Origin of the sequence: Citricoccus sp. SGAir0253 (assembly GCF_005877055.1) — a bacterium.
GTDB lineage: Bacteria > Actinomycetota > Actinomycetes > Actinomycetales > Micrococcaceae > Citricoccus.
This window is the reverse complement of sequence record NZ_CP039424.1, coordinates 2905530-2918201: the sequence shown is the minus strand read 5'-3', so window position 1 is coordinate 2918201 and position 12672 is coordinate 2905530. Positions and strand designations below refer to the sequence as shown.

Annotated in this window: 13 protein-coding genes; 4 read left to right on the top strand and 9 right to left on the bottom strand. The window is 73.8% G+C overall.

What is annotated here, in order from left to right:
* Positions 1-40 precede the first annotated feature (40 nt).
* The 5 genes from mftC to E7744_RS12730 form a co-directional block, all read right to left on the bottom strand.
* Positions 41-1267, bottom strand: a complete 1227-nt coding sequence (gene mftC, locus E7744_RS12750; protein ID WP_137774431.1) for a mycofactocin radical SAM maturase — start codon at positions 1265-1267, stop codon at positions 41-43.
* A gap of 4 nt (positions 1268-1271) precedes the next feature.
* Positions 1272-1574 (bottom strand): mycofactocin biosynthesis chaperone MftB, encoded by a 303-nt coding sequence (gene mftB / locus E7744_RS12745; RefSeq protein ID WP_137774430.1) that lies wholly within the window; start codon positions 1572-1574, stop codon positions 1272-1274.
* Entirely contained in the window at positions 1574-1690 is a 117-nt protein-coding gene (gene mftA / locus E7744_RS12740; protein WP_210417117.1) for a mycofactocin precursor MftA, read from the bottom strand. The genes mftB and mftA overlap by 1 nt, the downstream gene beginning before the upstream one ends.
* 62 nt (positions 1691-1752) lie before the next feature.
* Entirely contained in the window at positions 1753-3348 is a 1596-nt protein-coding gene (mftG, locus tag E7744_RS12735) for a mycofactocin system GMC family oxidoreductase MftG (protein ID WP_137774428.1), read from the bottom strand.
* Complete coding sequence (locus E7744_RS12730; RefSeq protein ID WP_137774427.1) at positions 3345-4202, bottom strand: IclR family transcriptional regulator; 858 nt, start codon at positions 4200-4202, stop codon at positions 3345-3347. Before E7744_RS12730 ends, mftG begins: the two co-directional genes overlap by 4 nt.
* A gap of 260 nt (positions 4203-4462) precedes the next feature.
* Between E7744_RS12730 and E7744_RS12725 the strand changes: the two genes are divergently transcribed.
* On the top strand, positions 4463-5383 hold the full coding sequence (locus E7744_RS12725; protein WP_137774426.1) for an SDR family NAD(P)-dependent oxidoreductase: 921 nt from the start codon (positions 4463-4465) through the stop codon (positions 5381-5383).
* On the top strand, positions 5383-6318 hold the full coding sequence (locus E7744_RS16250; protein ID WP_137774425.1) for an SDR family NAD(P)-dependent oxidoreductase: 936 nt from the start codon (positions 5383-5385) through the stop codon (positions 6316-6318). Before E7744_RS12725 ends, E7744_RS16250 begins: the two co-directional genes overlap by 1 nt.
* Positions 6319-6324: 6 nt before the next feature.
* Here the strand turns inward: E7744_RS16250 and E7744_RS12715 are convergent, their stop codons facing one another.
* From E7744_RS12715 to E7744_RS12700, 4 genes are read right to left on the bottom strand one after another with little or no spacing between them, the layout of a single operon-like run.
* Entirely contained in the window at positions 6325-7236 is a 912-nt protein-coding gene (locus E7744_RS12715; protein ID WP_137774424.1) for an SDR family oxidoreductase, read from the bottom strand.
* Between the two features lie 55 nt (positions 7237-7291).
* Positions 7292-8239 carry an amidohydrolase family protein gene (locus E7744_RS12710; RefSeq protein ID WP_137774423.1) on the bottom strand — a complete coding sequence of 316 codons (948 nt, stop codon included), beginning with the start codon at positions 8237-8239 and terminating at the stop codon, positions 7292-7294.
* Positions 8236-8913: a 3-oxoacid CoA-transferase subunit B gene (locus tag E7744_RS12705; RefSeq protein WP_137774422.1), complete on the bottom strand. Its 678-nt coding sequence runs from the start codon at positions 8911-8913 to the stop codon at positions 8236-8238. Before E7744_RS12705 ends, E7744_RS12710 begins: the two co-directional genes overlap by 4 nt.
* 2 nt (positions 8914-8915) lie before the next feature.
* A complete protein-coding gene (locus tag E7744_RS12700) occupies positions 8916-9668 on the bottom strand; it encodes a CoA transferase subunit A (RefSeq protein WP_137774421.1) in 753 nt (250 codons plus the stop codon).
* A 363-nt stretch (positions 9669-10031) separates the two neighbouring features.
* Here E7744_RS12700 and E7744_RS12695 point away from each other — a divergent pair, with 363 nt between their 5' ends.
* On the top strand, positions 10032-11141 hold the full coding sequence (locus E7744_RS12695) for an NDMA-dependent alcohol dehydrogenase (RefSeq protein WP_137774420.1): 1110 nt from the start codon (positions 10032-10034) through the stop codon (positions 11139-11141).
* Between the two features lie 28 nt (positions 11142-11169).
* Positions 11170-12660, top strand: coding sequence for an aldehyde dehydrogenase (locus E7744_RS12690; RefSeq protein ID WP_137774419.1), 1491 nt, complete (start codon positions 11170-11172; stop codon positions 12658-12660).
* Positions 12661-12672: the final 12 nt, after the last annotated feature.

The following is a 12672-nucleotide window of genomic DNA, read 5'->3' as shown; positions in this document are numbered from 1 at the left end:
TGACATGCCGCCTAGCCCGGGGGCCCGGCGGCCCGGCTCGTCAGGGGACGGTGGGGGCGAACCCGGCCAGCGGGCTCTCCGCGCACGGCGAGGTCGGCGGCCGGTCCGGCCGGCGCCGCAGCAACTGGACCAGGACCGGCTCGGTGCGGGTGGCGAAGGGGCGGGAGTGGTCCTGGCCCGGCGCGGGGATGGACCGTTCGCCCTGCAGGGCGCCCTCGCTGTTGCCGAGGACGCACTCGGGGTCGGGCCCGTCCATGGGCAGTCCCGTGAAGAACTTGGCGGCCATGCAACCGCCCCGGCAGGAGTCGAAGAAGGGACAGGAGGAGCACGCGCCACCCGAGGAGGGACGGCGCAGTTCCGTGAACAGTGCCGAGTCCCGCCACACGCCGGCGAACCCGCCGGGTGCCAGCACGTTGCCCGCGAGGAACTCCTCGTGGATGGCGAAGGGGCAGGCGTAGACGTCCCCGACGGGGTCGATGAGGCACACCACGCGGCCGGCCCCGCAGAGGTTCAGCCCGGGCAGCGCACCGCCCAACGGCGCCAGGTGGAAGAAGGAGTCCCCCGTGAGCACCTCGGACCCGTGGGCCACGAGCCAGTCGTAGAGCCGCTGCTGCTGGTCCTCCACGAGGTGCAGTTCGTCCCACACGTCCGCTCCGCGACCGGAGGGGCGGAGCCGGGTCAGGCGCAGCGTGGCGCCGTACCGGTCCGCGATCGCCTTGAACTCGTCCAGCTGGCCCACGTTCTGCCGCGTGACGACCACGGAGACCTTGGCGTCCCGGAAGCCGGCCCGCTGCAGGTTCTCCAGGGCGCGCAGGGCCGTGGCGTAGGACCCGGGCCCGCGGATGTAGTCGTTGACCTCCGCGGTGGCGCCGTCCAGCGAGACCTGGACGTCCACGTAGTCCGTGCCGGCCAGCCGACGGGCGGCCGCCTCATCGATCCGGACGCCGTTGGTGGAGAACTTGACCCCCACGTGGTGGGCGACCGCGTAGTCCACGAGATGCCAGAAGTCGGGCCGCACGGTCGGCTCGCCGCCGCCGATGTTGACGTAGAAGACGCCCATGCGCTCGAGCTCGTCGATGACGGCCTCGCACTGCTCCGTGGTCAGCTCCCGTGGGTCCCGCCGTCCGGAGGAGGACAGGCAGTGGGCGCACGAGAGGTTGCAGGCGTAGGTCAGCTCCCACGTCAGGCAGATGGGGGCCTCGAGGCCACGCTCGAAGTGGTCGACCAGCCGGGTTCCCGGCTGGTCTCGGAGGGCGGTGGCAGTCATCGTCTCAGTCCTTCGGGGTGGGGGCGTGCCGCAGCATGCCGATGCCGAGCAGGTGGTCCAGGACGGCCAGGAGGGCGGCGCGTTCGCCGGGAGGGGCTCCGCCGGCGTCCAGGCAGTGGTCGACCGTGAGCGCCCCGTCCATGAGGTCCACCACGGCCGCGAGCCGTGGGGTCTTCAGGAACATCAGCTTCCGCGTCCTGAAGTCGTAGAGCAGCGCGCCGAAGGCCTCGGGACGGACGGACACGGAGGATGCCAGCCGCAGCCGGGCCGAGCCGAGGCCGGCGGTGTCCTGGGTCGCGGTCGCCATCAGTAGACGCCGCACATCCCGTCGATCGAGACCTCCTCGATCAGCGCGGCGATGTCCTGGCCGGCGTCCTCGGTCTCGGTGACGGGCCGTGGGGGCTGGGTGCTGTGCTCGGGCATGGTGGGCTTCCTCTCCAGGGGCATCGGTGGGACCGTCCGGCCGGTCCTCGCGTGCTCCGATGCTAGGGACGGCCGGTGTCCCGCGGAGAAGGACATCCGTGGGGCGGAAGTCCTCTCACCCTCGCGGCGATCAGCTCTCCCAGCAGGACCGCCGTGGCGGCCGGGCCGCGGCTGGGGACGTCCGGGAGGATGGCGGTGTCCACCACGCGGAGCCGGTCCACGCCGTGCACGCGTCCCCACTGGTCCGTCACCGTCCCCGGCCGGTTCCCCGGGCCCATGGGCGCCGTCCCGGCCAGGTGGACGGCCGTGCCCAGGTGCGCCGTCATCCACTCGTCCAGCCCGCGGTCATCGTCGAACACCCGGCGGTCCCAGGCCGCGGCGTCCACCCAGTCCGCCAGCGCGGTGGAGGACAGCAGGTCCGCGGCGGTGCGCACCCCCTCGCGCATGCGCCGCCGGTCCTCCGCGGCGCACAGGTGGCGGTAGCGCACGCGGGGCGGGCGTTGGGGGTCCGCGGGGTCCAGGGCCAGGGTGCCGCGGCCCTCCGGCCGCTGCAGGGCCACGATCACCGGCAGCTCGGCGCCGGCCGGGTGACCGGCCAGGACGGGGAAGGGGCGCAGCATCGGCAGGACCTCCAGGTCCCCCGGCGCGGTGGACCCCGACGCCGTCCAGTTCAGCGCCCAGGCGAAGAGCGGGTCCGCGGGACCCGGACGCAGGGGCCGTGCCAGGGGCGCGGAGAGCACGATGTCCGGGTGGTCGCTGACGGTGGCGCCGACACCGGGGGAGTCGACCACCGTGTCCACGCCGGCCTCGGCCAGGGCCGGTGCCGGGCCGATGCCGGAGAGCATCAGCAGGTGCGCGGAGCGGACCGGTCCGGCGGCCAGGACGACCTGGCCGGCGTGGACGCGGTGGAGCGTCCCGTCGATCACGGCCTCGACCCCGCAGGCGCGGCCGTCCCGCAGGACCACCCGCAGCACGTTGGCCCCGCCGAGGACGGTGAGGTTGGGGCGGTCCAGCGCCGGGAACAGGTACGCCAGGGCCGTGCTCATGCGCGTGCCCTCGTGCACGTTCAGCGGGAGCTCCCCGTGGCCGTGCTGCGCGGTGATGTCGTTGAGGTCGTCCAGGACCGGGTGACCGAGGGCCTCCGCGGCGGCGCCGAACGCCGCCGCCAGGGGGCTCTCCGGGAAGGCCCGGCGGTCCACGGGAACCGGTCCGGCGTCGCCGTGGCCGGGGCGGCCGCCGAACTGTACGTCCCGCTCGGCCGCCGCCAGGAGGGGCAGCACGGCCTCCGGCTCCCACGCCGGGTTGCCGGCCTCAGCCCATCGCCGCAGGTCGTCTGCCCGGGGCCGGACGAAGTAGGCGCCGTTGACCGAGGTGGACCCGCCCGCTCCCTGGCCCCGGCCGACGTCGTGGGTCCGTCCCGGAGCCACCTCGGCGCGGTGCCACCAGGTGTACGGACCGGGCCCCCGGACGGTCGGCAGGACCGTGGCGCAGCGGACCTCGGGCGGCAGGCCGGCCGCGGTGCGCGGGACGGGGCCGGCCTCCAGCACCAGCACGGTGCACCCGGGATCCTCGCTCAGCCGGGCGGCGAAGGGTGCGCCGGCGCCACCGGCCCCGACCACGAGGACGTCCGGGGCCGTCACGGGGAGCCCGGCCCTCATGCCACGCCGGTCCGGGGGCCGAGGCCGGTGCGGCCGGCCCGCAGCGCGGAGGGGGCGCCCAGTTCCCGGGAGAGGGCGCGGGCGCTGGCGACCAGGGCCGGCAGCACGTGCGGGACCCCCAGGGGCCCGTCCCGCGGGACCGTCACGCTCAGGGCGGCCACTTCGCGGTCCCGGGGGCCCCGGACGGGCACCCCGACGGCGGAGGCGCCCGTGGTGATGGAGTCGTGGAGCACCGCGAAGCCACGGTGGCGGACCTCCGCCAGCATCTGCCGCAGCACGCCGGGGTCCGTGATGGTGCGGTCGGTGTACCGCTTCAGCGGCAGGGACAGCACCTCGTCCCGCACCTCGGGCGGGGCGAAGGCCAGCAGGACCATGCCGGTGGCCGTCGCGTGCAGCGGCCACCGGCCGCCGAGCCTGCTCAGGACGTGGGCGCCGCGGCGGCGCTGCAGCGACTCGACGTAGACGACGTCGTGGTGGTCCCGCACGGACAGGTGCACGTTGGCGTCCACGGCGGCCTGCAGGTCGGCCAGGAACGGCGGGGCCACCTCCTGCAGGTGCAGCACCTGCGGTTCCAGGGTGCCCAGCTCGAGGACCCTCAGGCCGATGGTGTACCGCCCGTCCGGCAGGCGCTCCAGGGCGCCCCACTCCCGGAGCTCGCCCACGAGCCGGTGCGTGGTGCTCAGCGTGAGCCCCGCCCGGCGGCCGATCGCGCTGAGCGTCAGCTCGAGGTGGTCCTGGTCGAAGGCGTCCAGGACGGAGAGCACGCGACGGGCCGCGGTGCGCCGGTCGCCCCCCGGGCGGAGTTGGTCCGGGGGCCCGTCCGGGAAGGATGCGCGGGCATCGGGGTCGGTCATCTCGGGCCTCCTCGAGGCGGGTACGGGTCGTTCCATGGTCGGCGGAACCGGGCGCGCCGAGCATGGACTTCCGCGGTGCGGAAGCCCTCCCGCCCCTGCACCCGGGCCGCGGCCACACCGGGCTTCCGCCGGGGGGAAGCCGCCGGGAGCGGCAGGTCCGGACTGCCTAGATTCACCCCGGAGGGACACCGGTGACCGGCACCGGGACCGGCACGGCACCGCGCCCGGGGTGGTCCCCGACGGGTGACAGGAGCGAGTCGATGACACCACGGCAACCAGGACTGACCGAGGGGACGGACGGGAGGGACCCGGGGCTGCGGGGCCAGGTGGCCCTCGTCACCGGGTGCGGCAAGCCGGACGGGATGGGACAGGCGATCGCCCGGGCGCTCGCCGCCGCCGGTGCCTCGCTCGCGGTGACCGACCGGGAGCCCCGGGGCGTCGCCAACGACCGGCAGCGGGTGCTGGGGCAGTCCCCGGCCGCCGGCCTGGAGGAGTTCGCCGCACGGCTGCGCCGGGACGAGCACGTCGAGGTCCTGGCCGTGCTCGGCGACATCGCCGACCGCGGTGACGTGGCCCGCATCCTGGACGCCGTGCAGCAGCACTTCGGCCGGCTGGACATCCTGGTGAACAACGCGGCCGCCCCGCAGGGGGCCGACCGGCGGGACATCGAGGACGTCCCGGACGAGGCCTTCGACCTGCTGATCGACGTCAACGTCCGGGGCACCTATGCCATGTGCCGCGCGGCGGTCCCGCTCATGCGCCGGGAGCGCCACGGCCGCATCATCAACATCTCGTCCATGGCCGGGCTGACGGCCGCGCCCTCGTCCGTGGCCTACTCGGCCTCGAAGGCGGCCGTGATCGGGCTGACCCGGGCCCTGTCCATGGACCTCGGTCCCTGGGGCATCACCGTCAACGCCGTCTGCCCGGGACTCGTGGCCACGAGCCGGGCCATCCTGGACCCGTCCGCGGACCTGGACGTGGAGGCGACCCTGGCCCAGCGGGGGCGGAACATCCCGGTGGGGCGCGTCGGCACACCCGCGGACATCGGGGCCCTCGTGGCCTTCCTGGCGTCCCCCGCGGCCGGCTACATCACGGGACAGGCGATCCCGGTGGACGGGGGCGGGCTCACGCCGTTCCCGCTGCGCCACCCCGTGGCCGCGGGACGAGGGGAGGCATCCTGATGGAGATCAGCCTGGAGGGCAAGGTGGCCCTGGTCACCGGCTGCGGGCCGAACATCGGCAGCGGGATCGCCCTGGCGCTGTCCCGGTACGGGGCGAAGGTGGCCTGCAACGACGTCTCGGACGAGTCGATCGCGGCCTGCATCCGCCGGATCGAGCGCAACGGCGGCACCGCGATGGCGGCCCCGGGCGACGTGACCGAGGAGGAGGACGTCAGGGGCTACGTGGAGGCCGTGCTGGAGCGGTGGGGGCGGATCGACATCCTCGTGAACAACGCCGCCGTGCTCGGCGGACGCGGGGTGCTGGACGAGGAGGCGGCAGCCTTCGAACGTGCGGTCCGGGTCTCGTCCCTGGGGTACTTCCTCAACACGAAGCACGTGGGCCGGGCCATGGCCGAGCGCGGGATCCGCGGTTCGGTCGTGTGCATCTCCTCGTCCAACGGCTGGAGCGGCACGGCGGGGGTGATCGCCTACGCCTTCAGCAAGGGCGGCGTGAACAACTTCGTGCGCGCCGCCGCCATGGACCTGGCGCCCTACGGCATCCGGGTCAACTCCTTCACCCCGACCGCGCCCACCCCCGACAATCCGGAGCTGCTGGCGGCCGGTGTCACCGGCGTGCTGCAGTCCCCGCCGCGCGGCGGGGACCGGGGCGCCGGTGGACTGGGCGGCCCCACGGGGGACGAGCCGTGGCGCCGTCCCGAGCGGTGGCGCGGCGAGCGGACCCCCATGGTCCCGATGGGCACCACCGGGACCCCCACGGACATCGGCCACGCGGTGGCCTGGCTGTCCTCGGACTACGCGCGGCTGGTCACGGGCACGGACCTGGTGGTCGACGGCGGCGCGAGGGCCCGCAACTTCGCGTACCTGCCGGCCGCGGCCGGGGACCTGGCCGGCCCGGTGCCGCTGGTCGGCCTGGACGGTTCGGCCGCCACGGAGTGAACCGGGTCAGCCCAGCCGCGCGTGCACCGGCGCCGGGAGGCGCCGGGAGGGCTCGTACACGGGCGAGGAGAGCAGGAAGGGGATGGCGGCCGCCCGCTCCTCGTCGAGGGGCTCGTCCGGGAAGGCCTCCTCGATCGCCCGGTGGCGCTGCACCACGCCGGCCTTGAACTCGGGGTGGGTCAGGATGAACATGTCACCTCGCCGGACCCCCTCGAGCACCCGCTCACCGGCCTCCTCGGCACTCATGTACGGCTGGCCGCGCTGGAACTCGGTGGCCTCCGGGCCGGGACTCGTGTACCCCGAGCCGCCATAGCGCTCGGGCCGCCGGGCGACCGCGGAGGCGATGTTCGAGTGGGTGGGCCCCGGGCAGTACGCCGAGACGCCGATGCCCTCGGCCAGCAGCTCGATGTGCAGGGCCTCGGAGAGCGCGATCACGGCCGCCTTGGACATGGAGTACAGACCGGCCACCACCGGCATGAGCCCGGCCATCGAGGACGTGTTGACGACGTGGCCACCCTCGCCGTGGCGCCGGATCGCCGGGAGGAAGGCCTGGATGCCGTGTCCGACGCCGCGGATGTTCACGTCGACCAGCCAGTCCCAGTCGGCGGCGGAGGCCTCGGCCACCGGACCGGTCAGGCCGATGCCGGCGTTGTTCACCAGCAGGTCCACCCGCCCCTGTTCCTGTTCCACGCGGGCCGCGGCCCGGCGCATGGCGTCCAGGTCCGTGACGTCGACCTCCAGCGTGGACACCTGCAGCCCGCGGGCGGTGAACTCCTCCCGAGTCTCGGCCAGGTGCGCGGGACTGCGCCCCGTGACGTAGACGACCATGTCCGCCCGCGCACAGGCCAGGGCGATGCCCCGGCCGATGCCGCTGCTGCCGCCGGTGATGACCGCGACGCGGCCGCTCAGTTCCTTCATGGTGCTTCCTCTCGTGGGGACGTGGGGGGCTTGGGGCTGGGGCCCTTGACGGGGATCAGCCGGCGGCGCCGGCTCCCGGGAGCCGGAGCAGGCGGGCGGCGTTCTCCCGCAGGACCAGGGGCCGGACGGAGTCGCGGATCGGCAGGCGGGCGAACTCCTCCAGCCACCGCTCGGGCGTGATGACCGGGTAGTCGGTGCCGAAGAGCACCTTGTGGCGCAGCAGCGTGTCCGCGTACCGGACGAGCTGTGGCGGGAAGTACCGCGGCGACCAGCCGGAGAGGTCGATGTACACCCGCGGCTTGTGCAGGGCGATGGACAGGGCCTCGTCCTGCCACGGGAAGGACGGGTGGGCCATGATGATGTCCAGGTCGGGGAAGTCCGCGGCCACGTCGTCGATGGCCAGCGGGCGGGAGTACTTCAGCCGGATCCCGCCGCCGCCCCGGGACCCGGCACCCACGCCGGTCTGCCCGGTGTGGAACAGGGCGATGCACCCGTACTCCTGGATGACCTCGTAGAGGGGGTAGGCCCGGCGGTCGTCGGGGTGGAAGCGCTGGACGCCGGGGTGGAACTTGAACCCGCGGACCCCGTGGTCGCGGGCGAGGATCCTGGCCTCGCGGACGCCGGCCGCCCCGCGGGCGGGGTCGATGCTGGCGAAGGGGACCAGGACGTCGGCATGCTGGGCGGCCAGCTCGGCGACCTCCCGGTTGCCGGGCACCGGCTCCTCGCCGGTCGCGGAGAGGGAGTCGACGGTGAAGACGACGGCGGCCATCCGCCGCGCGCGGTAGTGCTCGGCGATCTCGGGCACCGTGCGGCCGTGCATGGTGCCGATGCCGAAGTACTCGCCCAGTTGCCCGCCCGACTCGACCGGGCCGGCGTCGTGCTCCACGGAGCGGTGCACGTGCACGTGCACGTCGATCCCGGCCAGCTCCCGCCACCGGTCCAGGGACGGTGCCGCCGGGCCGGGGGACGGGACCGGCGGCGGGTCCGTGCCCACCGCGGTCATCGGCCGATCGCCTCGTCGTAGGCCGCCTCGGTCCGCAGCCGGACGTCCTCCGGGGTGATGCCCGGGGCGCACTCGACGAGGGTCAGCCGGCCGCCGCGCACGTGGAAGACGGCGAGGTCCGTGTAGACCCGGGTGACCACGCCGCGGCCGGTCAGCGGGAAGGTGCACTCGCGGACCAGCTTGGGCCGTCCGCCCCGGTCCACGTGCTCCATGCAGACCCAGACCTGGGGCGTCCCGGCCACGAGGTCCATGGCCCCGCCCACGGCGGGGTTGCGTCCGGGGACGTACCAGTTGGACAGGTCCGCGGACTCGGAGACCTGCAGGGCACCGAGGATGGTCACGTCCAGGTGCCCGCCGCGGATGATGGCGAACGAGGTGGCGGAGTCCACGATGGCCCCGCCCGGGATCATGCTGGCCGGCTGCTTGCCGGCGTTGGTGAGGTCGGGGTCCTCCGCGCCCGGCTCCGGGGCGGGGCCCAGGCCGAGAATGCCGTTCTCGGACTGGAGGAACACCTCCCGGCCGGGCGGTACGTGATGGGGCACGGCCAGCGGGATGCCCACCCCCAGGTTGACCGTGTAGCCGTCCTGCAGGTCCTCCGCGAGGCGCTGGGCGATCTGGTCGCGGCTGCGACCGGTGATGGTGGGCACGCCGGTGCCGGTGTCGGTCGTGGACATGGTCAGCCGTCCTGGGTCATGGCGGCCCGCCGGGGCAGGTCGGCCGGGATGGGTGCTGCGGTCATCACCACGTGGTCCACGAAGACCCCGGGGAGGTGGATGTCGTCCGGGCCGAGGTCCCCGGTGCCCACCAGCCGCTCGACCTCCACGAAGGTGGTCCGGCCGGACATGGCGGCCAGCGGGTTGAAGTTCCGGGCCGAGAGGTGGAAGCGGACGTTGCCCTTGGGGTCGGCCTGCTGGGCCTTGACGAGCCCGAAGTCCGCCCGGATGCCATGCTCGAGGACGTGGGGGCGGCCGTCGAAGGAGCGCTCCTCCTTGGCCGGGACGAACCGGTCCGGGGACCCCGCGGCGTACGCCAGCGGGAAGCTGCCGTCCGAGAGCATGGTGCCGGCCCCCGAGGGCGTGTAGAAGGCGGCGATGCCGGCCCCTCCCGCCCGCATCCGCTCCGCCAGGGTGCCCTGGGGGATGAGCTCGAGTTCCACCCGGCCCGCGAAGTACTCGTCGTAGAACTCCGGCAGCACGGGGAAGGAACCGGTCAGTCGGCGCACCCGCCCCTCCATCACCAGCCGGCCGATGCCGGTGAAGTCGTCCCCGACGTTGTTGACGTACAGGTGCAGGTCCCTCTTGCCCAGGTCGCAGAGGGCGTTGAGCAGGGCGTCCGGTCGCCCGGAGCTGCCGAACCCGCCGACGGCGATCGAGGCTCCGTCCCAGACGGCGTCCAGGTGCTCGTGGAGATCCGCGCGGAACTTGTCCATCGGGGTCGTCCTCCTTCGTGTGCGGTGTCGAGAGGGGAGGCCGGGGCGGGGAGGCCGCGGGCGGTGGGACCGTCCGGTGCCGGACCGGTCATGGTGTAGTCAATCCCGGCACCCCGTGACGGGCACGCGCGCTTCCACGCGGCAGAAGGCGGACCGGTACCCCGGGCGCCCCGGCCCCCGGTGGCGGACCCGGTGCCGTGGCCGGTGCCCCGTCCGGGGCTTCCGTGCGACGGAAAGCCCGTGGCGGCCCCCCGCCCGAGCGAGCACGGTGGAGGCAACCGCACCACCGGCCCCGACGACCGGCGCTGCGCCACCAGCCGCCGGCACCCGAGCCGGGGCGTCACCTGCCAGAAAGGGGTCCCCATGAGCATGAAGACCCGCGCGGTCGTGTGCCGTGCGCCCGGACAGCCCTGGGAAGTCACCGAACTCGACCTCGACGAGCCCCGGGCCAACGAGGTCCGCATCAAGATGATGGCCGCCGGCATGTGCCACTCGGACGACCACATCCAGAAGGGCGACGCCCCCATGCGCATGCCGGTGGTCGGCGGCCACGAGGGCGCCGGGATCATCGACGCCGTCGGCGAGGGGGTCACTCGCGTCAAGGTGGGGGACCACGTCGTGTGCTCCTTCATCCCGGCCTGCGGCTCCTGCCGGTACTGCTCCACCGGCCGCCAGAACCTCTGCGACTCCGGCAAGAACGCCGCCACCGGGGAGTTCCCGGACGGGACCTTCCGCTTCCACCAGGACGGCGTGGACTTCGGAGGGCTCTGCGTCCTGGGCACCTTCTCCCAGTACACGGTGGTCTCCGAGTACTCCGTGATCCCGATCCCGGAGGACCTCCCGTTCGACGTCGCCTGCCTCGTCGGCTGCGGCGTCCCCACCGGATGGGGCTCGGCCGTCCACGCGGCCGGCGTCCAGGTCGGCCAGACGGCCGTGGTGTTCGGCGCGGGCGGGGTCGGCATGAACGCCGTCCAGGGCGCGGCGCTGGCCGGCGCCCAGCGCGTGGTGGTCGTCGACCCCGTCGAGTTCAAGCGGGACAAGGCCCTGGAGTTCGGCGCCACGCACGTGTTCCCGAGCGCCCAGGAGGCCACGGACTTCGTCATCGAGTCCACGTGGGGCGAACTCGCCGACCACGCCATCATCACGGTCGGCAGCCTGCACGACGAGGTCATCCACGACGCCATCAACATCGTCGGCAAGTCCGGCCAGGTCACCATCACGGCCGTCGGCAACGGGACCATCCGGGAACACCCCGGCATGCTCATCGGCTACCAGCGCCGGATCCAGGGGGCCATCTTCGGCGCCTGCAACCCGCTGCACGACGTCCCCCGGCTGGTCGGCATGTACCAGGCCGGCAAGCTCAAGCTCGATGAACTGATCACCAGTCGCTACACCCTGGACCAGGTCAACGAGGGCTACCGGGACATGCTCGACGGCAAGAACATCCGCGGAATCATCACCATCGAGCACTGAGCCGGCTCGCCGGACGGAAGAGAGCACCATGACTGCAGTCATCGACCCCCAGGCGGCACTCGACACGGAGCTGCTGCGGGACAACGCCCACCTCATCGGCGGGGAATGGGTCCCCGCCGCGAGCGGGGAGACCATCGAGGTCCTCAACCCGGCCAACCGCGAGGTGCTGGGCCGGGTGCCGCGCGGCACCGCCGAGGACGTGGACGCCGCCGTCCGGGCGGCGGAGCGGGCGCTGCCCGCCTGGCGGGACCTCAACGCCACCGCCCGCGCCGGGCTGCTGTTCCGCTGGGCGGAGCTGATCGACGAGCACGCGGCCGTGCTGGACCAGCTGGAGTCACGCGACGTCGGACGTCCGCACTGGGGCCCGCCGCCCATGGCCGGACAGGTGCGCTTCATCGCCGGCCAGGCGGACAAGGTGCAGGGCGTCTCGCTGCCGACCTACACGCCGGACGTCGTCGGGTTCACCCTGCGCGAGCCCTACGGCGTGGTCGGCGCCATCATCCCCTGGAACGCCCCGGGGCCGATGTTCGTCACCGAGGTGGCCGCCGCCATCGCGGCCGGGAACACCATCGTCATCAAGCCCGCCGAGGACGCGCCGCTCGCGCCCCTGGCACTGGCCCGCCTCGCGATGGACGCGGGCATCCCGGCCGGGGTCGTCAACGTCGTCACCGGCTACGGGTCCGAGGCCGGGGCGGCGATCCCCAGCCATCCGGGCATCCGCCGCGTCGGCTTCACCGGGTCGCCGGTCACGGGGGCCACCGTCATGGAGGCCTGCGCCCGCAACCTCATCCCCCTGCATCTCGAGCTCGGTGGAAAGTCCCCCCAGGTGGTCTTCCCCGATGCGGACCTGTCCGTGGCCGCGCCGGCCATCGCCAGCGGCATCACCCTGAACACCGGCCAGATCTGTGCCGCCGGATCGCGCGTGGTGGTCCTGCGCAGCGTGCACCAGGAGGTGGTGGAACGCCTGGCCCAGGCCATGGAGCGCATCTCCGTGGGCCCGTGGCACCAGCCGGTGAACATGGGACCGCTCATCAACGGCCGCCAGCACGAGCGGGTCATGGGCTACATCGAGGCGGGCCGTTCCGAGGGGGCCGACGTGGTGGTCGGCGGCGGCGTTCCCCGCGGGGCGGAGTACGGGGACGGCTTCTTCGTGAGCCCGACCCTCTTCGACAACGTCAGCCCGGACATGACGATCGCCCGGGAGGAGATCTTCGGTCCCGTGCTGTCCGTCATCCCCGTCGACGACGAGGCGGAGGCGATCGCGGTGGCCAACGGGGTCGACTACGGGTTGGTCGCCTCGGTGTGGACCGAGGACGTCGGGACCGCCGTGCGGATGTCCCGGGCGCTGCAGGCCGGTCAGGTCGGCATCAACAACGCCCTCGGCGCCGGGGTGATCGGCGGCCCGTTCGGCGGCTACAAGAACAGCGGCTTCGGGCGGACCATGGGCGCCGACTCCGTCCTGGAGTGGACCCAGGTCAAGACCGTCTCGATGCGCGGCGCGACGCGTCCGGGCAACTGAAAGGAAGCACCA

Excerpts from the sequence above, each read along its gene's own strand:
- mftC (WP_137774431.1), bottom strand. The coding sequence starts at position 1,267 with ATGACTGCCACCGCCCTCCGAGACCAGCCGGGAACCCGGCTGGTCGAC.
- mftB (WP_137774430.1), bottom strand. The coding sequence starts at position 1,574 with ATGGCGACCGCGACCCAGGACACCGCCGGCCTCGGCTCGGCCCGGCTG.
- mftA (WP_210417117.1), bottom strand. The coding sequence starts at position 1,690 with ATGCCCGAGCACAGCACCCAGCCCCCACGGCCCGTCACCGAGACCGAG.
- mftG (WP_137774428.1), bottom strand. The coding sequence starts at position 3,348 with ATGAGGGCCGGGCTCCCCGTGACGGCCCCGGACGTCCTCGTGGTCGGG.
- E7744_RS12730 (WP_137774427.1), bottom strand. The coding sequence starts at position 4,202 with ATGACCGACCCCGATGCCCGCGCATCCTTCCCGGACGGGCCCCCGGAC.
- E7744_RS12725 (WP_137774426.1), top strand. The coding sequence starts at position 4,463 with ATGACACCACGGCAACCAGGACTGACCGAGGGGACGGACGGGAGGGAC.
- E7744_RS16250 (WP_137774425.1), top strand. The coding sequence starts at position 5,383 with ATGGAGATCAGCCTGGAGGGCAAGGTGGCCCTGGTCACCGGCTGCGGG.
- E7744_RS12715 (WP_137774424.1), bottom strand. The coding sequence starts at position 7,236 with ATGAAGGAACTGAGCGGCCGCGTCGCGGTCATCACCGGCGGCAGCAGC.
- E7744_RS12710 (WP_137774423.1), bottom strand. The coding sequence starts at position 8,239 with ATGACCGCGGTGGGCACGGACCCGCCGCCGGTCCCGTCCCCCGGCCCG.
- E7744_RS12705 (WP_137774422.1), bottom strand. The coding sequence starts at position 8,913 with ATGTCCACGACCGACACCGGCACCGGCGTGCCCACCATCACCGGTCGC.
- E7744_RS12700 (WP_137774421.1), bottom strand. The coding sequence starts at position 9,668 with ATGGACAAGTTCCGCGCGGATCTCCACGAGCACCTGGACGCCGTCTGG.
- E7744_RS12695 (WP_137774420.1), top strand. The coding sequence starts at position 10,032 with ATGAGCATGAAGACCCGCGCGGTCGTGTGCCGTGCGCCCGGACAGCCC.
- E7744_RS12690 (WP_137774419.1), top strand. The coding sequence starts at position 11,170 with ATGACTGCAGTCATCGACCCCCAGGCGGCACTCGACACGGAGCTGCTG.